The following is a 26,302-nucleotide window of genomic DNA, read 5'->3' on the forward strand; positions in this document are numbered from 1 at the left end:
CACCCTGCATTTTGTGGGAGCACAAGCGGCACGCCGACGCGCCCGCATCGCCATCGGCGCGGCAGTTTGCCGCATGATCGATCGGCAAACGTATCGACTTTGCGCAACGGGAGGGTACAAGATGACGAACGCGAACAGCATCGATCGCGAGACGGCGCAACAATTGATGGCGCTGGCAAGGCGCATGGGCGACGCGATGAACGAAGCTGATCCACTGATCCGACCGCTTCCGCAGCCCGTGCGCTCGGAACTGCTGCGTGCGCTCGGTACGCTGATGGGCCACTTGTGGGATTTGCAGCGTCCGGTCGTACGCTGCCATCCCGACCTCGACCCCGACGGCGACCGTTTCCGCAAGCCGCTCACCTAGGCCAGGCCGCGCCGATCAGTCGGCGGCGTTGCCGTCCTGCCCGGCGGCGCTGCCGCTTTTGAAGAACTCGATCACCTCGGCCTGCACGCGCGTGCGCTTGAACGGCGGCAGGCTCTGCCAGATGCGCCGGCCATAGGGCTTGCTGATTACGCGCGGGTCGCACAGCATCAGCACGCCGCGGTCGTCGACGTCGCGGATCAGGCGGCCGGCGCCCTGCTTCAGGTTGATGATCGCTTCCGGCAGCGTGTGGTGCATGAAGCCGTTCATGCCGCGCTTTTCCATCACTTCGATGCGCGCCGCCAGCACCGGGTCGTCCGGCGGGGCGAACGGCAGCTTGTCGATGATGACCAGCGACAGGGCCTCGCCGCGCACGTCGACGCCTTCCCAGAAGCTCTGGCTGCCGACCAGCACGGCGTTGCCGGCCTTGCGGAACGAATCGAGCAGCTCGGTGCGGCCGCGCTCGCCCTGCACGAACAGCGGAAATTCCAGGCCGCGCGCGGCGAATTCCTCGCGCAGGCGCTCGGCCACGCGGTTGACGGCGCGGATCGTCGTGCACAGGAAGAAGCAGCGCCCGCCGGCTGCCTCGATCACCGGCAGCGCCATGTCGACCACGGCGTCGGTGTAGCCCATGGTGTTCGGCTCGGGCAGGCCGGTCGGCACGTACAGGATGCCCTGCTCGCCGTAGTTGAACGGGCTCGGCCAGGTGCGCGCCGGCTCGCCGCTCATGCCCATCTGCGCGGTGAAATGCTTGAAGTCGTTCTTCACCGCCAGCGTGGCCGAGGTGAAGATCCAGCTGCGCGGGACGCCGGCGCGCTGGCCGGCGAAGATCGGCGCGATCGACAGCGGCGTCTTGTGCAGCTGCAGCGACGAGGCGAAGGCCTCGACCCACAGCACCGCGTCGGCGCCGCCGAATTCGCCGTAGTCGCCGTCCGCCTTGGCTTTTTCGCGCTGTTCCCTGGTCTTGGGCGGCTCCGGCTTCCAGGCCTTGAACATCTCCAGGATCTCGACCGCGCGCACGCGGCACTGCTCGAGCGTTTCGGCGCGCTCGGCGTTTTCCTCCAGCACGTCGACCAGGCCTTCGAGTTCTTCCTTCACCTTGTCCAGGGCCGCGAAGAACGGCGACGACGGCGGGATCTGCGGCAACGACATGCGCGTGCCGCCTTCCGGGAAGGTCAGGCGCAGGTCGCGCGTGGCCTTTTCGACCACCATCACGACCTTGGCCCAGTCCGGGCCGCCGCGCGCGTGCGCCAGGCCTTCGGCCAGCACGTCGCGGCACAGCTCCAGCACCTGGCCGGTCGAGACCGAGGTGCCGAAGAACAGGGTGGCCACTTCCGGCAGCTGGTGCGCCTCGTCGAACACGATGGTGTTGGCGGCCGGCAGCAGCTCGGCCATGCCGCCTTCTTTCAGCGCGACGTCGGCGAAGAACAGGTGGTGGTTGACCACGACCACGTCGGCCTGCTGGGCTTCGCGGCGCGCCTTCATCACGAAGCAATCCTGGTAGTACTGGCACTCCTGGCCGACGCAGGTCTCGCGCGTCGAGGTCACCAGGTTCCACACGGACGCGGTTTCGGGTACCTTGGTCAGCTCGGCCTTGTCGCCCGAGCTGGTCATTTTGAGGAAGCGCGAGATTTCGCGCAGGTGGCCGACGTCGTCGCGCGAGGTCAGGCGGCCGTTCTGCAGCGTGCGCTCGAGGTTGAAATGGCAGACGTAGTTGGCGCGGCCTTTCAGCAGCGCGACCGAGACCGGCGCGCGCAGCGCCTGGCGCACGTTCGGGATGTCGCGCAGGAACAGCTGGTCCTGCAAGTTCTTGGTGCCGGTCGAGATGATGGTCTTGCCGCCCCACAGCAGCGCCGGCACCAGGTAGGCGAAGGTCTTGCCGGTGCCGGTGCCGGCCTCGGCGATCAGGGTGCCCTGGGTGCTCATCGCGTGCGCGATCGCCTTGGCCATTTCGGTCTGCGAAGTGCGCGGCTTGAAGCTGCCGACCGCGGGCGCGAGCGGGCCGCCGGCGCCGAAGATGCGCTCGACTTCGTCGTCGTATTTACCGGGTGCGGGCGCGTTGGGGTCGGTAACGTCAGTCGCGGCCGCGTCGGTGGGAATAGGCTCGTCGGCGCGCACGCCGGGCACGGGGAGATGGTCGGTCAAAGCTTATGCAAATTGAAACTGCGAAAGAAACTGCAAAGAAACGCGCACATGGCAAAGCAGCGGCATCAAGCCGGCACGTCCGGCACCAGCTGCATCTTCAGCAGTGTGATGTGGTCTTTCAATTGCAGCTTGCGCTTCTTCAGACGGCGCAGCTGCAATTGGTCGGTGTGACCGTCACGGGTCAGCATGTCTATGACAGCGTCGAGGTCGCGGTGTTCCACGTCGAGTTCAATAATGCGGCGCTGGATCTCCTGGACGTCGATCATATTCGGTATTTGGGGTGAGAGAGGAAGGATGAGCTGTACGGCCTGCAACAGTTACGCCTTGCAAGTCCGGCATAAATCAGTGCATAGTTTAATCTACGCCGACGTTGCCGCCAACAAAGTTCGGCATGCGGGTATCGGAAAGCCACGTTTATGAGTTCATACAAGATTGAAGCGGGAACCGCGCAGCACATCGGCAACCGGCCCCAGCAGAACGACCGCGTCGCCCTGATGACGGGCGCGCGCGCGCCCGGCTACGTGCTGGCGGTGCTGTCCGACGGCGTCGCCGCGAGCGCCGGCGCCGAGCAGGTGCTGCACACTGCCAAGCAGGTGTTCGATGATTTCAAGCCGGGCGACCGGCCCACGCTGCAGCGGCTCGAGCAGGTGCTGCGCGACATCGTCCAGGAAACCCACCTGGTCATCAACATGAACGCCGTGACGACGGACAAGCAGGCCCTGGCCAGTTTCGTCGGCCTGATCCTCAGCCCGCACGGCGAGGCGGTCTGGGCCCACGTCGGCGATTCGCGCCTGTACCACTTCCACGCCGGCGAGTGCAAGGCGCGCACCGGTGACGCGGCCTACGTCGAGCACCTGGTCGCGAGCGACCGCCTGCCGCCGGACGCGGCGCGCAACCACCGCAAATCGAAGCTGCTGGTCAATCTGCTGGGCAATAGTCGCAAGGACCCGTTCGTCACCGTCGGCCACCAGAGCGGCCTGGCGGCCGGCGATGTCTTCCTGTTGTGTTCGGACGGCCTGTGGCATTTCTTCACCGACGCCGAACTCGGCGCCGCCACCTCGCGCGGGACGCCGCGCCAGGCCTCCGAGATGCTGATCAACAAGGCGGCCGAGCGCTCGCAGGGCAAGGGCGGCAACTGCAGCATGGCCGTGATCAAGCTGGCCAGGCCGGCCCAGGATGCGGGCGAGCCGGGCGCGGTCCGACGCATCATCTAGCGTCCGACCCGGCCGGCGGTTCGAACCGCGCGCGGCCGGCTTACTGCTGCGGCTTGGCCGCGGCGTCCTGCGCCGCCTTGGCCTTGTCGGCGGCGTCCTTCGCATCCTTGGCGGCCTTGTCGGCCTTGCGCTGGGCCACGCTGCGCTGGCGCTCGGCCGCATCGGCCTTGCGCGCTTCGAGATCGCGCACGTTCTGGGCGCGCTTGCCGGCGTCCGCCGCTTCCTGCTGTTGCTCGGCCTTCAGGCGCGCGTCGCGCTGGGCGATGCGCGCCGGTGCGATCGGCGTGCGCGCAGGCGGTTCCGGCTTGACGGTCGGCGGCGCCTTGGGCGGCTGGGCGGCGATCTTCGCCTCGTTTTCCCGGTAGCGCTGCTCGGCCTCGGCCATCTGGCGGTCGCGCTCCTCGACGGTGGCCTCGCGCTGGTAGTGCGCGGCCTGTACCTCGAGCGCGCGCTGGGCGGCGAGCGCGGTGCGGTGGTGTTCCTTGGCCTCATCCAGGCAATTGTTGACGAAGAACTTGGTGTAGCACACGCGCTGGCGCTCGACGAAGCGCGCTTCGATCGCCGCGCGCTCGCGCGCGACCTCGGCCAGCTGGCGCTCGGCCTGGGCGCTCGAGGTGATCGGCGGCAGCACCGGGTCCTTGGCCACGACCGGGGCGCTGCCGCAGGCCGCCAGCAGCGCCAGCGCGGCGACGGCGACGGCGCCGGACAGCAGGCGGCACGGAATGGGTTGATTTTTCATAAGGTCCTCTTGATGGGCTTTGCGGGTCGTGCGCATGACGCAAGCCATCAGGCCAGCGAATCGGCGGCGCCGCGGCGCTGGGCCAGCATGTATGCACGCGACTGCATCTCAATGATACGCGAGACGGTACGGTGGAACTCGTTCGACATCGCACCCTGGGTGTAGAGCTGCTCGGGCTCGACCTCGGCCGACATGATCAGCTTGACCTTGTGGTCGTAGAACACGTCGATCAGCCAGGTGAAGCGGCGCGCCTCGGACGACATCGACGCCGACATGCGCGGCACAGCGGACAGGATCACGGTGTGGAACTGGCTGGCCAGCTCGAGATAGTCGTTCTGCGAGCGCGGGCCGCCGCACAGCGTGGCGAAGTCGAACCAGATCACGCCGCCGGCGCGGCGCAGGGCGCGCAGCTCGCGGTGTTCGATGTTCACGCGCGGGTCTTCGTCGGCGGTGTCGGCGACTTTCGCGTAGGCGTCGCGCAGCTCGTGGTCGGCGGCGGCGTTCAGCGGCGTGTAGTAGGCCTGCACCTGCTCCAGCGCGCGGTGGCGGTAGTCGATGCCGGCGTCGACGTTCATGACGTCCAGCTTTTCCTTGATCAGCGCGATGGTCGGCAGCATGCGGTCGCGGTGCAGGCCGTCCGGGTACAGCTTGTCGGGATCGTAGTTCGAGGTCATCACGAACGATACGCCGTGCTCGAACAGGGCGCCCAGCAGGTTGTACATGATCATCGCGTCGGCCACGTCGTTGACGTGGAATTCGTCGAAGCAGATCAGGCGGTACTTCTTGGCGATGCGCTTGGCGACCTCGAGCAGCGGGTCTTCCATGTTTTTCAGCTCGTCGAGCTGGCGGTGCACCGCGCGCATGAATTCGTGGAAGTGCAGGCGCGTCTTGCGCACCACCGGCACCACCGAGTAGAAGCTGTCCATGAGGAAGGACTTGCCGCGCCCCACCCCGCCCCACATGTAGACGCCGCGCGGGACGTCGGGACGGTTGATCAGGCGCTTGAACGCGGACGAGCGCTGCGCCTTGTAGGTGACCCAGTCGTCGTAGGCTTGCTGCAGGCGGTCGACGGCGCGCTGCTGCGCCGCATCCGACTTGAAACCGCGCTCGGTCAGCGCGTGCTGGTAGTACTCTTGGACGTTCATGGCGTGTCTGGGATGTTAACGCAGGATGGGGTGAGCGATGCAAGGCATCGATCACCCCACCCGGCAGGCGCCGCAAGGCGCCTTCGTACTGCTTTTAGAAGTTCAGCGAACGCTTGTCGACGGCGAGCGCGGCTTCCTTGGTGGCTTCCGACAGGGTCGGGTGCGCGTGGCAGATGCGGGCGATGTCTTCGGCGGCGGCCTTGAACTCCATCGCGACCACGGCTTCCGAGATCAGCTCGGAGACGACCGGGCCGACCATGTGCACGCCGAGGATCTCGTCGGTGGTCGCATCGGCGATGACCTTGACCATGCCGGTGGTGTCGCCCAGCGCGCGCGCACGGCCGTTGGCCATGAACGGAAACGAGCCGGCCTTGTAGGCCACGCCCGCGGCTTTGAGCTGCTCTTCGGTCTTGCCGACCCAGGCGATTTCCGGCGAGGTGTAGATCACCCACGGGATGGTGTCGAAGTTGACGTGGCCGTGCTGGCCGGCGATGCGCTCGGCAACCGCGACGCCCTCTTCTTCCGCCTTGTGCGCCAGCATCGGGCCGCGCACCACGTCGCCGACCGCCCACACGCCCGGCAGGTTGGTGCGGCATTCGCCGTCGACGCCGATGAAGCCGCGCTCGTCGAGCTGCAGGCCGACGGTTTCGACGCCCAGGCCATTGGTGTTCGGCACGCGGCCGATCGAGACGATCAGGCGGTCGAACGTCACGGTCTGCGCCGCGCCGGTGGCATCGGCGTATTCGACGGTGACGTCGTTGGCGCCCTTGGTGATCGAACCGATCTTCACGCCCAGGTGGATCGCCAGGCCCTGCTTGACGAAGGCCTTGTGCGCTTCCTTGGCGATCTGCTGGTCGACCGCGCCCAGGAAGGTCGGCAGGCCTTCCAGCACGGTGACCTGCGCGCCCAGGCGGCGCCACACGGAACCCATCTCCAGGCCGATCACGCCGGCGCCGATCACGCCCAGGCGCGCCGGTACGCCGTCGATCGCCAGTGCGCCGGTGTTCGACAGGATCAGCTTCTCGTCGAATTCCGCGCCCGGCAGTTCGCGCGCGTTCGAGCCGGTGGCGACGATCACGTTCTTGGCGGTGATCGAGTCGGTGCTCGGGCCCGAGACGTTGATGGTGTAGCCGCCATCGCCCTCGGCCTTGCCGGCGAAGGTGCCGCGGCCGTGGAAGAAGGTGACCTTGTTCTTCTTGAACAGGTAGACGATGCCGTCGTTGTTGGCCTTGACCACGCCATCCTTACGCTTGAGCATCTGCGCCAGGTCGAGTTCGAGGCCCGACACGTTGATGCCGTGTTCCTTGAACGCGTGGCCGGCGTGCTCGAAGTGCTCGGACGACTGCAGCAGCGCCTTGGACGGGATGCAGCCGACGTTGGTGCAGGTGCCGCCCAGTGCCGGGCCGCCCTTGGTGTTCTGCCACTCGTCGATGCAGGCGGTCTTGAAGCCCAGTTGCGCCGCGCGGATGGCGGCCACGTAGCCGCCGGGACCGCCGCCGATCACGACGACGTCAAATTGTTTTTCGGTGCTCATTTATCGAATTCCTTTTTTTCCGCCGCCCCGGCGCGCGCCGGGGCGGCGGATTCTTATTAATTACAGGTCGAGCAGCAGGCGGGCCGGATCTTCCAGCGCATCCTTCATCGCGACCAGGCCCAGCACGGCTTCGCGGCCGTCGATGATGCGGTGGTCGTACGACATCGCCAGGTAGTTCATCGGGCGGATCACGATCTGGCCGTTCTCGACCACGGCGCGGTCCTTGGTGGCGTGCACGCCCAGGATCGCCGACTGCGGCGGGTTGATGATCGGGGTCGACAGCATCGAGCCGAAGGTGCCGCCGTTCGAGATCGAGAAGGTGCCGCCGGTCAGGTCTTCCAGGGTCAGCTTGCCGTCCTTGGCTTTCTGGCCGAATTCGCCGATCTTCTTCTCGATCTCGGCGATCGACATCTGGTCGGCGTTGCGCAGGATCGGCACCACCAGGCCGCGCGGCGAGCCGACGGCGATACCGATGTCGAAGTAGCCGTGGTAGACGATGTCGTTGCCGTCGACCGAGGCGTTCAGGATCGGGTACTTCTTCAGTGCGGCGACGGCGGCCTTGACGAAGAAGGACATGAAGCCCAGCTTGACGCCGTGCTCTTTCTCGAACTTGTCCTTGTACTTGGCGCGCATCTCCATGACCGGGGCCATGTTGACTTCGTTGAAGGTGGTCAGGATCGCGTTGGTCGACTGCGACTGCAGCAGGCGCTCGGCGATACGGGCGCGCAGGCGGCTCATCGGCACGCGCTCTTCCGGACGGTCACCCAGGTTGACGCTTGGCGCGGCGACTTGCGGCAGCGCGGCTTTCGGGGCTTGCTGCTGCAGCGGGGCCGGAGCGGCGGGCGTCGATGCGGTCGAACCCGGCGCGGCCGGGGCCGGCACGGCGCCCTTGTTGGCCACGGCGGCGATCGCGTCGCCCTTGGTCACGCGGCCGTCGCGGCCGCTGCCGGTGGCGTCCTGCGGCGTCATGTTGTTGTCGGCCAGGATCTTGGCGGCCGACGGCATGGCGATGTCGGCCTTGGCGCCGCCCGAACCCGCGGTCGGGGCTGCGGCGGTGGCCGGGGCGGCTTGCTGCACCGGCGCCGAGGTGATGGCGATCGGGCTGGTCTGGGCCGAGGCTTCGGTATCGATGATCGCGATGGTCTCACCCGAGACGACGGTGCTGCCGTCGTTCTTGATGATCTGGACGATCACGCCGGCCGACGGGGCCGGCAGTTCGAGGACCACCTTGTCGGTCTCGATGTCGATCATGTTTTCGTCGCGCGAGACGGCTTCGCCGACTTTCTTATGCCACGACAGCAGGGTCGCTTCGGCGACCGATTCCGACAACTGGGGGACCTTGACTTCGATTTGTGCCATTTTGAGATTAACTCCGTAATTTTTCTGTGCAAAGGACCCCGCGCGCGCGTTCGCACGCGGGGCCGTCATGGGACTGGTCCGTTACTTGGTCAGGACGAAACCCTTGAGCTTCGAGAACGCGGTATCCAGCAACTCCTTCTGCTGCGCCACGTGCTTGTCGGAGTAACCGACGGCCGGGGCGGCGGAAGCGGGACGGCCGGCGTACGCCAGGCGCTGGCCCGCTTCCATGCTTTCGAAGATGTTGTGCTGGATCTGGAACCACGGACCCTGGTTCTGCGGCTCGTCCTGCGCCCACACCACTTCGGTCGCGTTCGGGAACTTTTTCAGTTCGGCGCCGAAGGCCTTGTGCGGGAACGGATACAGCTGCTCGATACGGATGATGGCCGTGTCGGTCACGCCGCGGGTCTTGCGTGCGTTGACCAGGTCGTAGTAGACCTTGCCCGAGCAGGCGATCACGCGCTTGACCTTGTTGGCGTCGATCTTGTCGTCCAGTTCCGGGATCACGGTCTGGAAGCCGCCCTTGGCCAGGTCGTTCAGCGACGAGCCGGCGTCCTTGTTACGCAGCAGCGACTTCGGCGTGAAGATGATCAGCGGCTTGCGGAACTGGCGCACCATCTGGCGGCGCAGCAGGTGGAAGATCTGCGCGGCCGTGGTCGGCTGCACGACTTGCATGTTGTGGTCGGCCGACAGCTGCAGGAAGCGCTCGATGCGCGCCGACGAGTGCTCCGGACCCTGGCCTTCATAGCCGTGCGGCAGCATCATCACCAGGCCCGAAGCGCGGCCCCACTTGACTTCGCCCGAGGCGATGAACTGGTCGATCACGACCTGGGCGCCGTTGGCGAAGTCGCCGAACTGGCCTTCCCAGATGGTCAGGGTGTTCGGCTCGGCGGTCGAGTAGCCGTATTCGAAGCCCAGCACCGCCTCTTCCGACAGCACGGAGTCGATCACGGTGAAGTGCGCCTGGTTTTCCGACACGTTGGCCAGCGGCAGGTAGATGCCCTGGTCCCAGCGCTCGCGGTTCTGGTCGTGCAGCACGGCGTGGCGGTGCACGAAGGTGCCGCGGCCGGCGTCCTGGCCCGACAGGCGGATCGCATAGCCCGAGGCCAGCAGCGATGCGTAGGCCAAGTGTTCGCCCATGCCCCAGTCGAGGTTCAGCTCGCCCTGGCCCATCTTGGCGCGGTCGGCCAGCACTTTCTCGACCAGCGAGTGCAGCTTGAAGTTTTCCGGCACGGTCGTGATGCGCTGCGACAGGCGTTTCAGCTCGGTCAGCGGGACGGCGGTGTCGGCGGCGTCGGTCCACTTCTTGTTCAGGAACGGCGCCCAGTCGACGGCGTACTTGTTCTTGAAGTCGGTCAGGACCGGATCGGTCGTGGTCTTGCCCTCGTCCATCGCGGCGCGGTAGGCGGCCACCAGCGCGTCGCCGCCGTCGGCCGCGATCGTGCCCTGGGCGGACAGCTTGTCGGCGTACAGCTTGCGGGTGCCCGGGTGCTTGGCGATCTTCTTGTACATCAGCGGCTGGGTCAGGGCCGGGGTGTCCTGCTCGTTGTGGCCCAGCTTGCGGTAGCAGATGACGTCGACGACGATGTCCTTGTGGAACTCGGTGCGGTAGTCCATCGCCAGCTGCGAGGCCAGCACGACCGCTTCCGGATCGTCGGCGTTCACGTGCAGCACCGGCGCTTCGATCATCTTGACCACGTCGGTGCAATACAGCGTCGAACGGGCGTCGCGCGGGTCCGAGGTGGTGAAGCCGATCTGGTTGTTGATGACGATGTGGACGGTGCCGCCGGTGCCGTAGCCGCGCGTCTGGGCCAGGTTCAGGGTCTCCATGACCACGCCCTGGCCGATGAAGGCGGCGTCGCCGTGCACCAGGATCGGCAGCACTTCCTTGCCCTGGCGGTCGCCGCGGCGGTCCATGCGCGCCTTGACCGAGCCTTCGACGACCGGGTTGACGATCTCGAGGTGCGACGGGTTGAAGGCGAGCGACAGGTGCACCGGGCCGCCGGCGGTCGAGATGTCGCTCGAGAAGCCCTGGTGGTATTTCACGTCGCCCGACGGCAGGTCATCGGCGTGCTTGCCTTCGAATTCCTCGAACAGGTCGGCCGGCGACTTGCCCAGGGTGTTGACCAGCACGTTCAGGCGGCCGCGGTGGGCCATGCCGATCACGATTTCCTGCACGCCGTGCTCGCCGGCGCGCTGGATCACTTCGTCGATCGAGGCGATGAACGATTCGCCGCCTTCCAGCGAGAAGCGCTTGGCGCCGACGTACTTGGTATGGAGGTAGCGCTCCAGGCCTTCGGCCGCGGTCAGGCGCTCGAGGATGTGCTTTTTCTTTTCCGCGGTGAAGGTCGGGGTCGAGCGGATCGACTCGAGCTTCTCCTGCAGCCAGCGCTTCTCGGTCGGGTCGCTGACGTACATGAACTCAGCGCCGATCGAACGGCAGTAGGTATCGCGCAACATGTTCAGCAGGTCGCGCAGCGAAGCGGTCTCCTGGCCGAAGTAGGTGTTGCTGATGTTGAATTTGGTGTCCAGGTCGGCTTCGGTGAAGCCGTAGAAGGCCGGATCCAGCTCGGGGATCGGCGGACGCTCCTGGCGCTGCAGCGGGTCAAGGTTGGCCCAGCGCGAGCCGAGGTAGCGGTAGGCGGCGATCAGCTGGGTGACGGCGACGCGCTTGCGGCCGAGTTCGGCGTCCGGCGAGGCGACCACGGTGCGGATCGGGCCTTGCTTGGCGCGCTCGGCGAACGAGGCGATCACGGAATTGTGCGCGACGTCCGGGCGGGCCGAGCCGTCCACGGCCGGCATGTGCTGCATGGCGTCGAAATAGGCGCGCCAGTTGTCCGGGACCGAACCAGGATTGTTCAGGTAGGCTTCATACAACTCTTCCACGTACGGCGCGTTGCCGCCGAACAGATACGAGTTGCCTTCGTATTGCTGCATCATTCTTGCTCACCTTTCTCCGCGTTTCGCGAAATTGGGGCGGGTTAATCTAACCTTCCGCGACACGGCCTGACCGGTTAGCGGATCGCACTACTCTCAAGTTGTGGGGGAAGGACTTAAACAGCTTCATGAACCTACTGCGCGTTGCAGATTCGACCTGCGATGCTCGCTGTACTCGAGTACAGCTGCGCGTCTCGGTCAAATCTGCCGCCGCTCGCTACGGTTCCTGAAGCCGTTTGCAAACCAAGGTGTTCCGTTGCTTGGTTTTTGGCGCAACGTATTGTAACGCAACCCACATAAAGGGGCGGGCGCTACTGAGGCATTTTTGCACATTTCCCATCAGCATTTTTGTAACGAAAATTGTTGAAGCGCTTGCCACTCCGGTTGACCCGCTAAATGATAATGGTTATCATTTGCGAATGAATGCTCATCTGCCCACGGCCCGACCTGCCGCCAACGACGCCGCCACGCCCGTCCCCGCCCTGCCGGGCGCCCGGCGCGCGCTTTGGCTGCGCCAGCTGCACCAGTGGCACTGGATCAGCTCGGCCATGTGCCTGATGGCGATGCTGCTATTTAGTATTACCGGGTTCACGCTCAACCACGCCGCCCAGATCGAGGCCAGGCCGGCCGTCACCCGCCTCAAGGGGCAGCTGCCGGCCGGCCTGCAGCGCCAGCTGGCCGAATTCGCCGCCACGCACGCCGACGCCAACCTGCCGCTGCCGCCCGAGCTGGCCGACTGGGCCGAACACTGCTTCCCGGTCGAGGTGCGCGGCAAGCGCGCCGAATGGAGCGAGGAAGACGCCTACGTCGCCCTGCCGCGTCCGGGCGGCGACGCCTGGCTGCGCATCGGCGTGGACGGCAAGGCCGAATACGAAAAGACCGACCGTGGCTGGATCTCCTGGCTCAACGACATGCACAAGGGCCGCAACGCGGGGCCCGTGTGGAGCTGGTTCATCGACATCTTCGCCGGCGCCTGCCTGGTGTTTTGCATCACCGGTTTCCTGATCCTGAAATACCACGCCGCCAACCGGCGCTCGACCTGGCCGGTGATCGGCTTCGGCATCGTGCTGCCGATCGTGCTGGCCCTGCTGTTCGTGCACTGACCCTTCCGACCATCGACTACCGAAAGCCATCCATGAAACTGACCCACTCGCTTGCCCTGACCCTGCCGCTCGCATCGAGCTGGGCGATGGCCGCCGACCTGACCGTGAAGTTCGACCTGCCGCAGCTGAACGTCGCCGAGTACCACAAGCCCTACGTCGCGATCTGGATCGAGCGCCCGGACCAGAGCGTCGCGTCGACGCTGGCGGTGCTGTATGACGTCAAGAAGCGCGACAACGCCGGCGCCAAATGGGTCAAGGATCTGCGCACCTGGTGGCGCAAGGCCGGTCGCGACATGACCCTGCCGATGGATGGCGTGAGCGGGGCGACGCGCCCGGCCGGCATGCAGACCTTGAGCTTCCCGGCGGCGCGCAACGGCATCGACAAGCTGCCGGCCGGCGATTACAAGCTGGTGCTCGAGGTCGCGCGCGAGGCGGGCGGGCGCGAAGTCGTGCACGTGCCGTTCACGCTGCCGGCCAAGGGCAAGGTCGAGGCCAAGGCTGCGGGCAAGGAAGAAGTCGGCGCGGTGTCGCTGGCGATTCAGTAATTCATTGAATAGGAGACCGTCATGCAGACCAGGTTCATGAAGCAGTTCGCGATCGCCATCGCGCTGGCCGCGGCGGCCTGCGCCGCCCAGGCCCATCGCCAGTGGATGATCCCGAACACCAGCACGATCGAAAGCGAGAACGGGCGCGAAGCCTGGGTGACCATCGACGGTGCGATCTCGGAAAGCCTGTTCGAGGCCGACTTCATGCCGCTGCGCCTGGACGGCCTGACGGTGACCGACCCGGACGGCGCCACCGCGCCGGCCCCTGCCGCCACGCTCGGCAAGCACCGCTCGACGGTCGACATCCGCCTGCCCAAGGACGGCACCTACCGCATCAGCCTGGCCGCGACCAGCGTCATGGGCAGCTATAAATTGAACGGCGAGATGAAGCGCTTCCGCGCCACCGAGCAGACCGTGAAGAACGAGATCCCGGCCGGCGCCACCGAGGTGCGCAGCGTGACCACCATGCAGCGCCAGGACACCTTCGTGACCCTCAATCAGCCCAGCGCCGGCGCCCTGAAAGCCACCGGCACGGGCCTGGAGATGGTGCCCTTGACCAGCCCGACCGAGCTGCGCGCCGGCGAACAGGCGCGGGTGCGCTTCCTGCTCAACGGCCAGCCGCTGCCGAACTTCCCGTTTTCCATGATCCCGGGCGGCGTCAAGTACCGCGGCACGCTGGGCGAAGTGCGCTTCGCCACCGACGCCAAGGGCGAAGCCAGCATCGCCCTGCCACCGGCCAACCAGTACTGGCTGAGCGCCGCCTATCCGGTGCCGACCGCCGACACCCCGCACGGCCCGCCGGAAGGCAAGCGCTACGCCTATTCGGCGACGCTGGAAGTGCTGCCGCAGTAAGCCGGCCGCCGCTACTCGATCGCATGCGCGCCGTCCTCGTCCCGCTCGACATCGACCCCGGCCTGGCGCCCGCCGGCAGCCGCCAGGCCCAGCTGGGCGGGAGCACGATGGGCACCCGCTGGTCGGCGCGCCTCATGCTGCCGCCCGGCGTGGATGCGGACCTGGACGCCGCATTGCAGGCCGAGCTGGACGAAATCAATGCCCAGATGAGCCACTGGGCGCCGGACTCGCTGCTCTCGCGCTACAACACGGCGCCGGCCGGCAGCTGGCATGCGCTGCCGCCGCAGTTCCATGAAGTGATCGATTACGCGCTGCAGGTCGCACGCGACAGCGGCGGCGCCTACGATCCGGCGGCCGGCGACCTCGTCGACCTGTGGGGCTTCGGCCCGGGCGCAGGCGCCAACAAACGGTATGACCAGGCCGGTTTCTATGCGCCCTCGGCGGCCTCGGTCGCCGCCCTGCTCGCGCGCCGCGCCCGCACGCGCGCATGCGCGCACGCCCTGCTCGACGGCGCCAACCGGCGCCTGCTGCAGCCGGGCGGCGTGACGCTCGATTTGTCCGCGGTGGCGAAAGGCTATGCGGTCGACCGCCTGGCGCTGTGCCTGGAACGCCACGGCGTGCGCCACTACCTGGTCGAGATCGGCGGCGAACTGCGCGGCGCCGGCGTCAAGGGCGACGGCCAGCCGTGGTGGGTCGAGGTCGAAGGCGTGCCGGACGCCGACGGCGCTGCCGGCGAGCAGCCGGTGGTGGCCCTGCACGGCCTGGCGATCGCCACCTCGGGCGACTACCGCCGCTACTTCCAGCAAGCCCGGCGGCGCGTGCCGCACACGCTCGACCCGCGCACCGGCCAGCCGGTCGCCCATGGCCTGGCCTCGGTCACGGTGCTGGCCAGCACCTGCATGCAGGCCGATGCGCTGTCCACGGCGATCACCGTGCTCGGCCCCCAAGCCGGCATGGCCTTCGCCGAGCGGCGCGCCGTGGCGGCGCGCTTCCTGCTGCGCCGGCCGGACGGCGGCCTGCTCGAATCGGCCTCGCCGGCCTGGCGCGCGATGCTGCAATGAGGATGCAATGATCCTCACCCTGGACCCGTTGCGCCTGGGCGGCGCCGCGCTGCTGAGCGCCGGCTGGCTGGCCCTGTGCCTGGACGCCTGGCGCCGCCGTCTGCGCGCCGAGATCATCGACAGCATGCCGGCCGACTGGCTGGTCGTGCACGCCAGCCAGACCGGCAACGCCGAATTCCTGGCCGAGCGTACCGCCGCCCTGCTCGCCACCGGCGGCCTGCGCGCGCGCGCCGTCGGCATGTCCACGTTCGATGCCGCCGCCCTCGAGCACGCGACGCGCATACTGTTCGTCGTCTCGACCTACGGCGAAGGCGACGCGCCCGACGCCGCGGCGCGCTTTGCCGGCACCTTGATGACGGGCGGCGCCGATCCACGAAAACTGAGCCATCTGCACTACGCCGTGCTGGCGCTGGGCGACCGCAGCTATGCCAACTTTTGCGGCTTCGGGCGTGCGCTCGACGCCTGGCTGGCGCAGCATGGCGCGACAAGCCTGTTCGAACGCATCGACGTCGACCGCGGCGACCCCGCGGCGCTGGCCGCATGGCAGCAGTACGCCGCGCGCCTGGCCGGCACCTTCGATTCTCCCGACTGGGAAGCGCCCGGCTACGGCGAATGGCGCATCCTCGAGCGCACGCTGCTCAATCCCGGCAGCGCCGGCGCGCCCTTGTTTCGTATCGCGCTGGCCCCGCTCGACGGCGCCCTGCCCGCCTGGGAGGCCGGCGACCTGGCCCAGGTCAGCGCGCCGGGCGACCCCGAGCACCCGCGCGAATACTCGGTCGCCTCCACGCCGATGGAAGGCCGGCTCGAGCTGCTGGTGCGCCTGCAGCGGCACGCCGACGGCACGCCCGGCGCCGCTTCCGGCTGGCTGTGCGCAGGCGCCGACGCGCACGCGCGCGTACGCCTGCGCCTGCGCGCGCACGGGCGCTTCCGCCTGGGCGAGAATGCCGAGCGGCCGCTGATCGCGATCGGCAACGGCAGCGGCCTGGCCGGCCTGCGCGGCCTGATCCGCGCGCGCATCGAACGCGGCGTGATCGAGAACTGGCTGCTGTTCGGCGAGCGCAACGCCGCCCACGACTTCCTGCTGCGCGACGAACTCGAAGGCTGGCGCGCCCAAGGCAGCCTGCAGCGCCTGGACCTGGCGTTCTCGCGCGACGGCGCGGCGCCCGACGAACGGCGCTACGTCCAGCACCTGCTGCGCGAACAGGCCGCCACCCTGCGCGACTGGATCGAGCGCGGGGCCGCCATCTACGTCTGCGGCAGCCTGCAGGGCATGGCCGGCGGCGTGCACGCGGCGCTCGTGGACATCCTCGGTCACGAGCGGCTCGACGCACTGGACGCGCAAGGCCGCTACCGCCGCGACGTGTACTGAGGCCGTCGACCGCCAGCGCGTCCAGCTTGCCTGTCCCGCGCACGCGCGCCTGCCTTCCCCGACAGCGCCGTCCACGCAGTCCATCGCGCACCGGGCGACTACCCGGCGGGCAAGCAGGGCGACGTGCTGGCGGTGACGTTTACCGTCGCCGGCATTGCCTGCATCGGCATGAACGGCGGCCCGGCCTGCCGCCACAGCGATGCGTTTTCCTCCCAGATCGCGACCGACGACCAGGAAGAAACCGATCGCCTGTGGCACGCCATCGTCGACAACGGCGGCCAGGAAAGCGCCTGCGGCTGGTGCAAGGACCGCTGGGGCCTGTCCTGGCAGATCACCCCACGCGCGCTGATCGCGGCCATTTCCGACCCCGATCCGGCCGCTGCCAAACGGGCTTTCGAAGCCATGATGGAAATGGCGAAAATCGACATCGCGGCCATTGAAGCAGCCCGTCGCGGCGCGTTCGAACGTTAACCCGCGTAGGATCATACCTACACAATCCATCACTTCCGTTAAATTCTGCACTTTGCAAATTGGGAATTCGACTACCGAGCTTCACTGTTTTGGCGCCCCCTTGGCGCGGAGTTCTGCCGCAGCGCCGTGCCTTGGTATTGAATAATCATCCGACTGGAGCGGGTTTCCAGAGCAGGCACGTCAGTTCACATTGACTGTCAACTGCGTTGTAATTACATAATTTGTTCTGTAGGAGCACGCTTACACAAGAAAAAATTCTCCATATCCCTAGCCGACATACTTTGCTCACCCGGCGGGTGCTCTGTGTCTCAATCCTGGAAGCCAAGCCTGCGCCCCAATGCGTCGCATCCCCGCCACGGATTCGTCGGAATTGATGAAATCGGTGACCGCGATACAAAAATACAATATGATTTCCTATTGGAAATTTTATAAAATGGTCTCTTCGCTGAGATGACAAACAGCCAATACTTGTTAACCTATCCAAACCGAATGCTCACTTCCGCCTCCGCCCCGCTTTCGCCGACGATCGATATCCGCGTTGACCTCGCGCGCGCCGCACTCGACGCCATCCACCGCACCCAGGCGGTGGTCGAATTCGACATGGATGGCCACGTCCTGCACGCCAACCAGAACTTCCTGGACGCGATGGGCTATGCGCTGCCCGAGGTGGTCGGCAAGCATCACCGCATGTTCTGCACCGATGCTTTCACGCATTCCTACGCCTACACCGAATTCTGGGAAGCGCTGACCAGCGGCCATCCGAGCACCGGCGAATACATGCGCCTGTCGAGCAAGGGCACGCCGGTGTGGCTGCAGGCGTCCTACAACCCGGTGTTCGACGGCGAGGGCAAGCCGGTCAAGGTGATCAAGTTCGCGACCGACATCACGGTCTCCAAGCAGATGCAGGCCGAGAACGCGGCCAAGATCGACGCCATCCAGCGCGTCCAGGCCGTGATCGAATTCGACCTCGAGGGCCACGTCATCCACGCCAACGAGCACTTCCTCGAGACGCTCGGCTACACGCTGGAGGAAATCCGCGGCCGCCATCACCGCATGTTCTGCGACGCCGCCTACGCGGCGAGCATGGAATACATCACCTTCTGGGAGCACCTGGCCGGCGGCCAGGTCCACGCAGGCCAGTTCAAGCGGCGCCACAAGAGCGGACGCGAAGTCTGGATCCACGCTTCGTACAACCCGGTGCTGGGCCCGGACGGCAAGCCGGTCAAGGTGATCAAGTACGCCACCGACGTCACCGCGCAAACCCAGCGCAACGCCGACTTCGAAGGCAAGATGGCCGCCATCGACCGCTCGCAGGCGGTGATCGAGTTCGACCTGCACGGGCGTGTACTGCAGGCGAACGCCAACTTCCTCGACGCCATGGGCTACTCGCTCGACGACATCCGCGGCCAGCACCACCGCCTGTTCTGCGATCCGTCGCTGGCCGGTTCGCCGGAGTACCTGGCGTTCTGGGAGCGCCTCGGGCGCGGCGAATTCAACGCCGGCGAATACCGCCGCGTGACCAAGTCGGGCAAAGAGATCTGGCTGCTGGCCTCGTACAACCCGATCTTCGACGTCGAGGGCAAGCCGGTCAAGATCGTCAAGTTCGCCACCGACATTACCCAGCGCAAGCGCCAGGATGCCGAGATCAAGGGCAAGCTCGATTCGATCGGGCGCTCGCAAGCCGTGATCGAATTCGACCTGCGCGGCAATGTGCTTACCGCGAACGACAACTTCCTGCGCACCATGGGCTACACGCTGGACGAGCTCGAAGGCCAGCACCACAGCATGTTCTGCGAGAGCGAGCTGGTGAAAAGCGCGGCCTACCGCCACTTCTGGGCCAACCTGGCGCAGGGCCAGTTCCAGACCGGCCGCTTCAAGCGCCGCGGCAAGCACGACGCCGACATCTGGATCCTGGCGACCTACAATCCGATCCTCGACGTCGACGGCAAGCCGTACAAGGTCGTGAAATTCGCGATGGACGTGACCGAGCAGGTGCACCGCGAAGAGCTGGTCAGCGCCAAGGTCAGCGCGATTTCCGGCGTGCTGGCCGAACTGACCGAGTCGATCGCCATGATCGCCCAGAGTTCGCAGCAGTCGGCCGGCCTGGCCGGCCAGACCCAGGCCGACGCCGCCGCCGGCAGCAAGCTGCTGGGCCGCTCGCGCCAGTCGATCGAAGCGATCCAGCAAGCCTCGAGCAGTGTGCACGACATCATCGACACCATCAGCGAGATCGCCGGCCAGACCCACCTGCTGGCCTTCAACGCGGCGATCGAGGCGGCGCGCGCCGGCGAACACGGCAAGGGTTTCTCGGTGGTCGCCAACGAAGTGCGCAAGCTGGCCGAGAAGTCGGCGCTGGCGGCGCGCGAGATCGACAAGCTGATCAGCGAGACCGTCAACCGCGTCGGCGAAGGCACGCGCCTGGCCGGCGAAGTCGAGGAAGCGTTCGGGCGCATCGTCGGCTCGGTCGGCAAGTCCGGCGAATCGATCGAACAGATCCACGCCTCGACCACGGCCCAGGCCAGCGCCACGCGCAACGCCTCGGCGCTGCTGACCGAGCTGGAAAGAATCGCCAGGGAGTCCTGAGCGATGGCGGTATCGAATGCCTTGTGCCTGGCCGAATTCGGCATCGGCGCGCTGCGCCTGGGCGTGCCGGTCGAAGCGGTGGTCGAAGCCATCCCCTTGCCGGCGGCGCCCGATCGATTGCCGCGCCGGCGCGGCGCGCTGGCCGGCGTCGTCGAGCATCACGGCCGGCTGGTGCCGGTGGTCGACCTGGCGCGCTGGGTCGACGTGGGAGCGGTCGAGCACACCGGCGCCGGCGCGGGCATCCGCGCGGGCGCGCGCGTGCTGGTGCTGCACGAGGCGGGGCGCACGGTCGGCCTGAAGGTCGACGCCATCAACGGCCTGATCGACCTGCAGCCGGAGGACGTGACGCGCCTGCACCACGACGACGATCCCGAGGAAGTCTTCCACAGCGCCGCGCGCACGCCCGAGGGCGGCCAGGTCCTGAGCCTGCTCGACACCGCCCGCCTGGCGCGCCTGGCGGCGGCGTGGAGCGACGACGCGGCCGCCGGCGCTGCCCACGCCGCTTCGAACGAGGCCGCGGGTGCACACGCAGATGCCGCCACGCGCCTGTACGCGCTGCTGCAAGTGGGCGCGCAGCAGCTGGCGGTGCCGGCCGAAGCCTTGACCGAAGTGATTCCGATGCCGGCTTTGGCCCGCTTCGGCGGCGGCATCGACAGCGCCTGGTGCAGCTGGCGCGGCCGCCATCTTGCGATCCTGCCGCCTGGCGCGCTGCTGGCGCAAGCCATCGACGAAACCCGCGACGAAGCCGCGCCGCTGCTGGCGGTCATCGAGCGCGACGGCCTGGCCCTGGGCCTGCCGGTGCGCGCGGCGCTGCGCCTGGACAGCTTCGCCGACGCCGGCCTGTCGGCCGCCGGCAGCGTGGTCGCGAGCACCTACGACCGCGACGGCGTGCCGGTCCAGCTGCTCGACGACGCCGCCCTGTTCGCGCGCTTTCCCGAAGCCGCGATCAGCGGCGACGGTGCGCCAGAGCGCGCGCACGGCGCCGGCCACGGCGCGCGGGGCGATTCTGCGGCGCACGGCGCCGGCAACGCCTGCGCCTACATCGTCTACGAGGCCGATGGCCTGGCCGCGGTCGCGATCGACGCGGTCGAGCGCATTCTCGGGCCGCACGAAGCGGCGGCCGCGCTGAAGGACGCGGACGGCGCAGCCTGCATGAACTGGGAAGGCCGGGCGATCCCGCTGCGCGAGCTGCGCGCGCCGGCGCAGGCGCAGCAGCCGGCGCCTCACCTGCTGCTGGTGCGTGGCGCGGACGGCCTGCATGCCTGCGCGGTGGCGCGCGTGCACATCCTGATCCCGCCGGGAGGCGGGCAGGTGTACCGGATCGGCAAGAACATCGAGTTCATCACCGCCAATGAAGGCGCGGCGCAGGCCAGCTACCGCATCGCCGACCTGGCCGCGCCGTCAGCAGCCGGGTGACCGGCGCCGCGCGCTGGTCTAGAATGGGCCGGGTCCGCGCACAGCGTCACCCATCCGCCACGCCTTGAAAATCTCGATCGGCCACCGCCTGTTCGCCTCCGTCCTGCTCGCCATCCTCGCGGTGGCGGCCGGCGCCGTGTTCCTGCTGCGCCAGAACGTGCTGGCCAGCTTCGGCGAGTACGCGGTCGGCATCGAGCTGGACCGCCTGGACGAGCTCTCGTCCGACCTGCTGCGCCGCTACCGCAGCCGCGGCGGCTGGGACTTCATCCAGTCCAATGCGCGCGGCGACTGGATCGCACGCGAGCTGGACGAACTGCAGCAGGCGCGCGCGCAGCGCGCCGGCCTGGCGGCCCCGCATGCGCCAGGCGGCGCCGCGCCGCCGGCGCCGCCCGTCCCTCCCGCCTTGCCCGCGCCGCCGGCCCACCGGCCCCGCTCGCGCCGCCGCTCGCAGCGCATGCCGGCGCCGCTCCGGTTCCGCCGCCCCCCATCGGTATCGGCGCGCCCGCACTCGAACTGCCGCTCGAGCAGCGCATCACCCTGTTCGACGGCGCCGGCCGCTACCTGGCCGGACGCGACCCGCGCGGCCAGGCGCTGGCGCGCCGCGCGCTGACGCTGGACGGGCGCACGGTCGGCTGGCTGGGCGTGGCGCGCGGCAGCCGCCCGAGCGACGCCATGGCCTACGCCTTCCTCGAACAGCTGCGCAGCAGCCTGTGGCTGATCGCCCTCGGCGCGGTGGCGCTGAGCGCGCTCGCGGCGACGCTGCTGGCGCGCCACTTCCGGCGTCCGATCCTGGCGCTCGAACAGGGCGCGCGCCAGCTCTCCTCCGGCGACTTCGAGGTGCAGCTGGCGGCCGCGCGCAGCGACGAGCTGGGCGACCTGGCGCGCCACTTCAACACGCTGGCGCGGCATCTGGCCGGCGCAGAAGCTACCCGGCGCCAGTGGGTGGCCGACACCTCGCACGAGCTGCGCACCCCGCTGGCGGTGCTGCGCGCCCAGCTGGAAGCGGTGCAGGACGGCGTGCGCGGCGCGACGCCGGACACGCTCGACGCGATGCTGGCCCAGGTGCTGGCGCTGAACAAGCTGATCGACGAGCTGTACGCGCTGGCGCGCGCCGACGTCGGCGCCCTCGACTGCAAACTGCTCGAGCTCGACCTGTGGGCGCTGGCGCGCGCCCAGTCGGACGGGTTCGAAGCGCGCCTGCAAGCGGCCGGGCTCACGCTCGAACTCGGGCTGGCGCCGCCGGCGTCCGTTGTGAAAGCCGACGCCGACCGCATGCGCCAGGTGCTCGACAACCTGCTCGAGAACAGCCTGCGCTACACGCACGCTGGCGGGCGCGTACGCCTGCAGGCGCGCGTGCAAGGCCACGACCTCGAGCTGCGCATCGAGGACAGCGCGCCCGGCATGCCCGACGCCGCACTGGCGCGCCTGGGCGAACGCTTTTACCGCGTCGACCCCTCGCGCAGCCGGGCGCACGGCGGGGCCGGACTCGGGCTGGCGCTGTGCCGGCGCCTGCTCGAAGCGCAAGACGCGACGCTGGCTTTCGAACCTTCGGCGCTGGGCGGCCTGGCCGCCATCGTGCGCATGCCTTTGACGGAGAACGCATGAACCTGGACAGCACCCCGATCGAGATCGCCATCGTCGAGGACGAGCCCGAGCTGGCGGCGCTGGTCGCCGACTACGCGCGCGCGGCCGGCTACGCACCGGCCGTTCATCACGACGGCGCGCGCGCCCTGGCCGCCCTGCGCGCGCGCCTGCCTGACCTGGTGGTGCTCGACCTGATGCTCCCTGGCCTGGACGGCCTGGCGCTGTGCCGCGCGCTGCGCGCCGACCCCGCCAGTGCCGACGTGCCGGTGGTGATGGTGACCGCGCGTGTGGAGGAGATCGACCGCCTGCTCGGCCTGGAAGCCGGCGCCGACGATTACCTGTGCAAGCCCTTCAGCCCACGCGAGCTGATGGCGCGCATCAAGGCGATCCTGCGCCGCAGCGCGCGCGGGCGCAAGCAGGAGCCCGCAGCGCCGGCGCTGGCGATCGACGCGGCCGCGCGCCGCATCGCCATCCATGGCCGCCCGCTCGAGCTGACGCCGACCGAGTACGGCATCCTGGCCGCGCTGGCGCGCCGTCCCGGCCAGGTGTTTTCGCGCGCCCAGCTGCTCGACCTGGCGCGCGAGGGCAGCGCCGGCCTGGACGTCACCGACCGCGCCATCGACAGCCACGTCAAGAACCTGCGGCGCAAGCTGGACGCCGCGATGCCCGGCGTCGAGGCGATCCATTCGATCTACGGGCTCGGGTACCGCTTCGACCTGTAGCGGCCGCTGCGCCGGCGCGCATCTACATGTTCTCTCCACATTCGCCGCGCAGGATGCGAAGCATGTCTGCCGCACCGCGCGCGCAAACACCGAGGAGAATGCCCATGAAACCGATGTCCCTGCTGCCGGCCGCGCTGCTGGCCCTGTGCAGCGCCTTGCCCGGCCAGGCCGGCGCCGACGAGCACGTCAGCATCCATTGCAAGACCGACCGCGGCGGCCAGTGCGAAGCGCCGCCGCCGGCGCCGCCATCGATCGGCGCGCCGCGGGCACTGCCGGCACTGCCGGCAGTGCCCGCGCCACCGCACGCGCCCGCGCCGCCTGCCCCACCCGCCCCGCCGGCGCCGCCCCGGCGCCCGGACTGCCGGATGACGCAGCGATGCCGCCAGCACCGGTTCCGCCCGTCGCGCCCGCGCCGTCGGACGGATCGATACCGCCCGCTCCTCCGCTGGCCGCGGCGGGGGCGCCGCGCTTGCCGCCGCCCCCGCCGCCGGCGCCGAGGCTGCCCGCGGTCCCGTCCGAGGCCCACGCCGCCTGCGCGTCGAAAGCACCCGGCAGCCCCCTGACCTGGACGCTGCGCAGGCATGAAACCATGAGCGGCCTGTGCGAGCGCCAGGACGGCCGCATGCGCTTCGTCATGCAGCGCTACGATCTGGACGATTGAGGCCCGGGCGGGTATGCTGGCCCGCATGTCCGCCGCTGTCCCATCCCCTTCGCCCTCGTCCACGCTGGAGGACGACCCGCGCCCGCTGGCGCCGAAAGAACCGGCGCTCGAGGATTGCTGCGGCACCGGCTGCACGATCTGCGTATTCGACACCTACCAGATGGCGCTCGGGAACCACGAGCGCGCGCTGGCGGCGTGGGAGGCGCGCCATCCCGCACCGTCCACGCCCGTCCCGCCCGCCGCTGCCTGATCCCTTGCCGTTCACGGTACCGCCGCACGGGCGGCTGGCCTTGCCATCGGACCGATATTTCGATTATATTTGAAATGTCGAAATATCCAGGATGCCGAACGCCATGGACAGCCCAGCCGCCATCTCCGCCCTCGCGGCCCTTGCGCAGGAATCGCGCCTGGCCGCCTTCCGCCTGCTGGTGCAGGCCGGCCCCGCCGGACTGGCCGCCAGCAAGATCGCCGAGGCGCTCGGCCTGGCGCCGTCGTCGCTGTCCTTCCACCTGAAGGAGCTGACCCACGCCGGGCTGGTCGTGCCGCGCCAGGAGGGCCGCTTCGTGATCTACGCGGCCAAGTTCGACACCATCGACGCGCTGCTCGGCTTCCTGACCGAAAACTGCTGCGGCGGCGCGCCCTGCACCGGCGTGACGGCCTGCGCACCCGGCGCCGTTTGCGCAGCCGCGCCGCACACCGGGACCTGACATGCACATCCTGTTCCTTTGCACCGGCAATTCCTGCCGCTCGCTGATCGCCGAGGCGCTCTTCAACCACCTGGTCCAGACCAGCGCGCACCGGCACTGGCGCGCGCTGAGCGCCGGCAGCCAGCCCGCCGGCAAGCTGAACGAACGCGCGCTCGCCCTGCTGGCGCGCGAAGGCATCGCCACCGATGGCTACTTCAGCAAATCCTGGAACGCGCTGCCGGTCACGCCCGACGTCGTGATCACGGTGTGCGCCAGCGCCGCCGGCGAAACCTGCCCGGCCTACCTCGGCCCGGTGCTGCGCGGCCACTGGGGTGTCGACGACCCCAGCCACGTAACCGGCAGCGAGACCGAGATCGAGCACGCCTTCGCGCGCGCCTATGCGATCCTGCACGCGCGCATCGAAGCCTTCCTCGCGCTGCCGCTGGATGCGCTGGCGCAGGAGCGCGCGCGCTTGCAGGCCGAGCTGGAGCGCATCGGCCGCATCGATCCGAGCGGCGCAGCGTGCTGACCGCGTCGCTGATCTTCCTGGCCACGCTGGCGCTGGTGATCTGGCAGCCGCGCGGCCTGGGCATCGGCTGGAGCGCGGCCGGCGGCGCCGTCGCGGCCCTGCTGGCCGGCGCCATCCACGTGAGCGACATCCCGGCGGTCTGGCACATCGTCTGGAATGCGACCGGCGCCTTCATCGCGGTGATCGTCATCAGCCTGCTGTTAGAGGGCGCCGGCTTCTTCGAATGGGCGGCGCTGCACGTGGCGCGCTGGGGCGGCGGCTCGGGGCGGCGCCTGTTCGTGCTGCTGGTGCTGCTGGGCGCGGCGGTGTCGGCGCTGTTCGCCAACGACGGCGCGGCGCTGATCCTGACGCCGATCGTCATCGCCATGCTGGCCGCGCTGCGCTTCCCGCCGCGCGCCACGCTGGCCTTCGCGATGGCGGCCGGCTTCATCGCCGACACCGCCAGCCTGCCGCTGGTGGTGTCGAACCTGGTCAACATCGTCTCCAGCGATTATTTCGGCATCGGTTTCGCACGCCATGCCGCGGTGATGCTGCCGGTCGACGCGGCGGCGGTGGCGGCCACGCTGGCGGCGCTGCTGCTGTTCTTCGGGCGCGACATCCCGGCGGCCTACGACCTGGCCCAGCTCAAGCCGGCGCGCGAGGCGATCCGCGACCGCGCCACCTTCACGGCCGGCTGGTGGGTGCTGGCCCTGCTGCTGGCGGGCTTTTTCTGGCTCGACGATGCCGGCGTGCCGATCAGCGCCGTGGCTGCCGCCGGCGCCTGCGTCCTGCTGGCGGTCGCGGCGCGCGGCCACGTGATTTCGACGCGCGCCGTGCTCGCGGGCGCGCCATGGCAGGTGGTGGCGTTCTCGCTCGGCATGTACCTGGTGGTCTACGGGCTGCGCAACGCCGGCCTCACCGATCACCTGAGCGCCCTGCTGGCGCGTTTCGCCGAACACGGCGTGTGGGGCGCCGCGCTGGGCACCGGCTTCGCGAGCGCCTTGCTGTCCTCGCTCATGAACAACATGCCGACCGTGCTGGTGGGCGCGCTGTCGATCGACGCCACCCAGGCGGCGCACGGCGGCGGCGCGCTGCGCGATGCCATGGTTTACGCCAACGTGATCGGCTGCGACCTCGGTCCCAAGATCACGCCGATCGGCAGCCTTGCCACGCTGCTCTGGCTGCACGTCCTGGACGGCAAGGGCATCCGCATTGCGTGGAGCGCCTACTTCCGTACCGGGGTCGTGCTCACCCTGCCAATCCTGCTCGTCACGCTGGCCGCGCTGGCGCTGCGCCTTTCCTGATCA

The 26,302-nt window shown here is 68.6% G+C and carries 24 protein-coding genes and 1 pseudogene; 18 read left to right on the forward strand and 7 right to left on the reverse strand.

All coding sequences use genetic code 11. The features are described from left to right. Positions 1 to 121 precede the first annotated feature (121 nt). Positions 122 to 367: a hypothetical protein gene (locus tag FA90_RS11565; RefSeq protein ID WP_036168845.1), complete on the forward strand. Its 246-nt coding sequence runs from the start codon at positions 122 to 124 to the stop codon at positions 365 to 367. 15 nt (positions 368 to 382) lie between these two features. Here the strand turns inward: FA90_RS11565 and FA90_RS11570 are convergent, their stop codons facing one another. Both FA90_RS11570 and FA90_RS11575 read right to left on the reverse strand, forming a co-directional pair. After that, complete coding sequence (locus FA90_RS11570; RefSeq protein ID WP_036168847.1) at positions 383 to 2,509, reverse strand: ATP-dependent DNA helicase; 2,127 nt, start codon at positions 2,507 to 2,509, stop codon at positions 383 to 385. A gap of 65 nt (positions 2,510 to 2,574) precedes the next feature. Next, positions 2,575 to 2,775 carry a YdcH family protein gene (locus FA90_RS11575; RefSeq protein WP_036168848.1) on the reverse strand — a complete coding sequence of 67 codons (201 nt, stop codon included), beginning with the start codon at positions 2,773 to 2,775 and terminating at the stop codon, positions 2,575 to 2,577. Between the two features lie 150 nt (positions 2,776 to 2,925). Here FA90_RS11575 and FA90_RS11580 point away from each other — a divergent pair, with 150 nt between their 5' ends. After that, positions 2,926 to 3,723, forward strand: coding sequence for a PP2C family serine/threonine-protein phosphatase (locus FA90_RS11580; RefSeq protein ID WP_036168851.1), 798 nt, complete (start codon positions 2,926 to 2,928; stop codon positions 3,721 to 3,723). A gap of 40 nt (positions 3,724 to 3,763) precedes the next feature. Here the strand turns inward: FA90_RS11580 and FA90_RS11585 are convergent, their stop codons facing one another. From FA90_RS11585 to FA90_RS11605, 5 genes are all read right to left on the reverse strand, one after another. Continuing rightward, complete coding sequence (locus FA90_RS11585; RefSeq protein ID WP_036168853.1) at positions 3,764 to 4,462, reverse strand: hypothetical protein; 699 nt, start codon at positions 4,460 to 4,462, stop codon at positions 3,764 to 3,766. Between the two features lie 47 nt (positions 4,463 to 4,509). Further along, positions 4,510 to 5,607, reverse strand: coding sequence for a cell division protein ZapE (gene zapE, locus FA90_RS11590; RefSeq protein ID WP_036168854.1), 1,098 nt, complete (start codon positions 5,605 to 5,607; stop codon positions 4,510 to 4,512). Between the two features lie 94 nt (positions 5,608 to 5,701). Continuing rightward, positions 5,702 to 7,141 carry a dihydrolipoyl dehydrogenase gene (lpdA, locus tag FA90_RS11595; RefSeq protein ID WP_036168856.1) on the reverse strand — a complete coding sequence of 480 codons (1,440 nt, stop codon included), beginning with the start codon at positions 7,139 to 7,141 and terminating at the stop codon, positions 5,702 to 5,704. A 60-nt stretch (positions 7,142 to 7,201) separates the two neighbouring features. Then, positions 7,202 to 8,500 (reverse strand): 2-oxoglutarate dehydrogenase complex dihydrolipoyllysine-residue succinyltransferase, encoded by a 1,299-nt coding sequence (odhB, locus tag FA90_RS11600; protein WP_036168858.1) that lies wholly within the window; start codon positions 8,498 to 8,500, stop codon positions 7,202 to 7,204. 81 nt (positions 8,501 to 8,581) lie between these two features. Continuing rightward, the gene (locus FA90_RS11605) at positions 8,582 to 11,437 is read right to left on the reverse strand and encodes a 2-oxoglutarate dehydrogenase E1 component (protein WP_036168861.1); all 2,856 of its coding nucleotides are present in this window, start codon (positions 11,435 to 11,437) and stop codon (positions 8,582 to 8,584) included. Between the two features lie 416 nt (positions 11,438 to 11,853). On the opposite strand from FA90_RS11605, the gene FA90_RS11610 reads away from it, so the two are divergent. From FA90_RS11610 to FA90_RS11685, 16 genes and pseudogenes are all read left to right on the forward strand, one after another. Then, complete coding sequence (locus tag FA90_RS11610; protein WP_081933799.1) at positions 11,854 to 12,537, forward strand: PepSY-associated TM helix domain-containing protein; 684 nt, start codon at positions 11,854 to 11,856, stop codon at positions 12,535 to 12,537. Between the two features lie 32 nt (positions 12,538 to 12,569). Then, entirely contained in the window at positions 12,570 to 13,082 is a 513-nt protein-coding gene (locus FA90_RS11615; protein ID WP_036168863.1) for a DUF2271 domain-containing protein, read from the forward strand. A 21-nt stretch (positions 13,083 to 13,103) separates the two neighbouring features. Continuing rightward, a complete protein-coding gene (locus tag FA90_RS11620) occupies positions 13,104 to 13,934 on the forward strand; it encodes a DUF4198 domain-containing protein (protein WP_239700688.1) in 831 nt (276 codons plus the stop codon). A gap of 23 nt (positions 13,935 to 13,957) precedes the next feature. Next, positions 13,958 to 14,995, forward strand: a complete 1,038-nt coding sequence (locus FA90_RS11625) for an FAD:protein FMN transferase (RefSeq protein WP_036168865.1) — start codon at positions 13,958 to 13,960, stop codon at positions 14,993 to 14,995. A 7-nt stretch (positions 14,996 to 15,002) separates the two neighbouring features. Next, on the forward strand, positions 15,003 to 16,364 hold the full coding sequence (locus FA90_RS11630) for a sulfite reductase subunit alpha (RefSeq protein ID WP_036168867.1): 1,362 nt from the start codon (positions 15,003 to 15,005) through the stop codon (positions 16,362 to 16,364). Between the two features lie 45 nt (positions 16,365 to 16,409). Continuing rightward, positions 16,410 to 16,835 (forward strand): annotated as a pseudogene (locus FA90_RS11635) (VOC family protein); the annotation flags it as partial. 489 nt (positions 16,836 to 17,324) lie between these two features. After that, entirely contained in the window at positions 17,325 to 19,418 is a 2,094-nt protein-coding gene (locus tag FA90_RS11640; protein WP_051971723.1) for a PAS domain-containing methyl-accepting chemotaxis protein, read from the forward strand. Between the two features lie 3 nt (positions 19,419 to 19,421). Next, positions 19,422 to 20,834 (forward strand): chemotaxis protein CheW, encoded by a 1,413-nt coding sequence (locus FA90_RS11645; protein ID WP_036168869.1) that lies wholly within the window; start codon positions 19,422 to 19,424, stop codon positions 20,832 to 20,834. Positions 20,835 to 20,898: 64 nt separating this feature from the next. Continuing rightward, entirely contained in the window at positions 20,899 to 21,444 is a 546-nt protein-coding gene (locus tag FA90_RS11650) for a hypothetical protein (RefSeq protein ID WP_036168870.1), read from the forward strand. A 62-nt stretch (positions 21,445 to 21,506) separates the two neighbouring features. Further along, positions 21,507 to 22,439: an ATP-binding protein gene (locus FA90_RS11655; protein ID WP_156116675.1), complete on the forward strand. Its 933-nt coding sequence runs from the start codon at positions 21,507 to 21,509 to the stop codon at positions 22,437 to 22,439. Further along, the gene (locus tag FA90_RS11660; protein WP_036168872.1) at positions 22,436 to 23,140 is read left to right on the forward strand and encodes a response regulator; all 705 of its coding nucleotides are present in this window, start codon (positions 22,436 to 22,438) and stop codon (positions 23,138 to 23,140) included. The genes FA90_RS11655 and FA90_RS11660 overlap by 4 nt, the downstream gene beginning before the upstream one ends. Positions 23,141 to 23,609: 469 nt before the next feature. Beyond that, positions 23,610 to 23,801, forward strand: a complete 192-nt coding sequence (locus FA90_RS26410; protein WP_156116676.1) for a hypothetical protein — start codon at positions 23,610 to 23,612, stop codon at positions 23,799 to 23,801. A gap of 25 nt (positions 23,802 to 23,826) precedes the next feature. After that, positions 23,827 to 24,051 carry an oxidoreductase-like domain-containing protein gene (locus tag FA90_RS11670; protein WP_036175362.1) on the forward strand — a complete coding sequence of 75 codons (225 nt, stop codon included), beginning with the start codon at positions 23,827 to 23,829 and terminating at the stop codon, positions 24,049 to 24,051. Between the two features lie 103 nt (positions 24,052 to 24,154). Next, positions 24,155 to 24,508, forward strand: a complete 354-nt coding sequence (locus tag FA90_RS11675) for a helix-turn-helix transcriptional regulator (RefSeq protein ID WP_036175365.1) — start codon at positions 24,155 to 24,157, stop codon at positions 24,506 to 24,508. 1 nt (position 24,509) lies between these two features. Next, complete coding sequence (locus FA90_RS11680) at positions 24,510 to 25,016, forward strand: arsenate reductase ArsC (RefSeq protein ID WP_036168877.1); 507 nt, start codon at positions 24,510 to 24,512, stop codon at positions 25,014 to 25,016. Further along, a complete protein-coding gene (locus FA90_RS11685; RefSeq protein ID WP_036168879.1) occupies positions 25,010 to 26,299 on the forward strand; it encodes an arsenic transporter in 1,290 nt (429 codons plus the stop codon). The genes FA90_RS11680 and FA90_RS11685 overlap by 7 nt, the downstream gene beginning before the upstream one ends. The last annotated feature ends 3 nt before the right edge of the window (positions 26,300 to 26,302 follow it).

Origin of the sequence: Massilia sp. 9096, assembly GCF_000745265.1 — a bacterium.
In the GTDB taxonomy this organism is placed as follows: Bacteria; Pseudomonadota; Gammaproteobacteria; order Burkholderiales; family Burkholderiaceae_D; genus Telluria.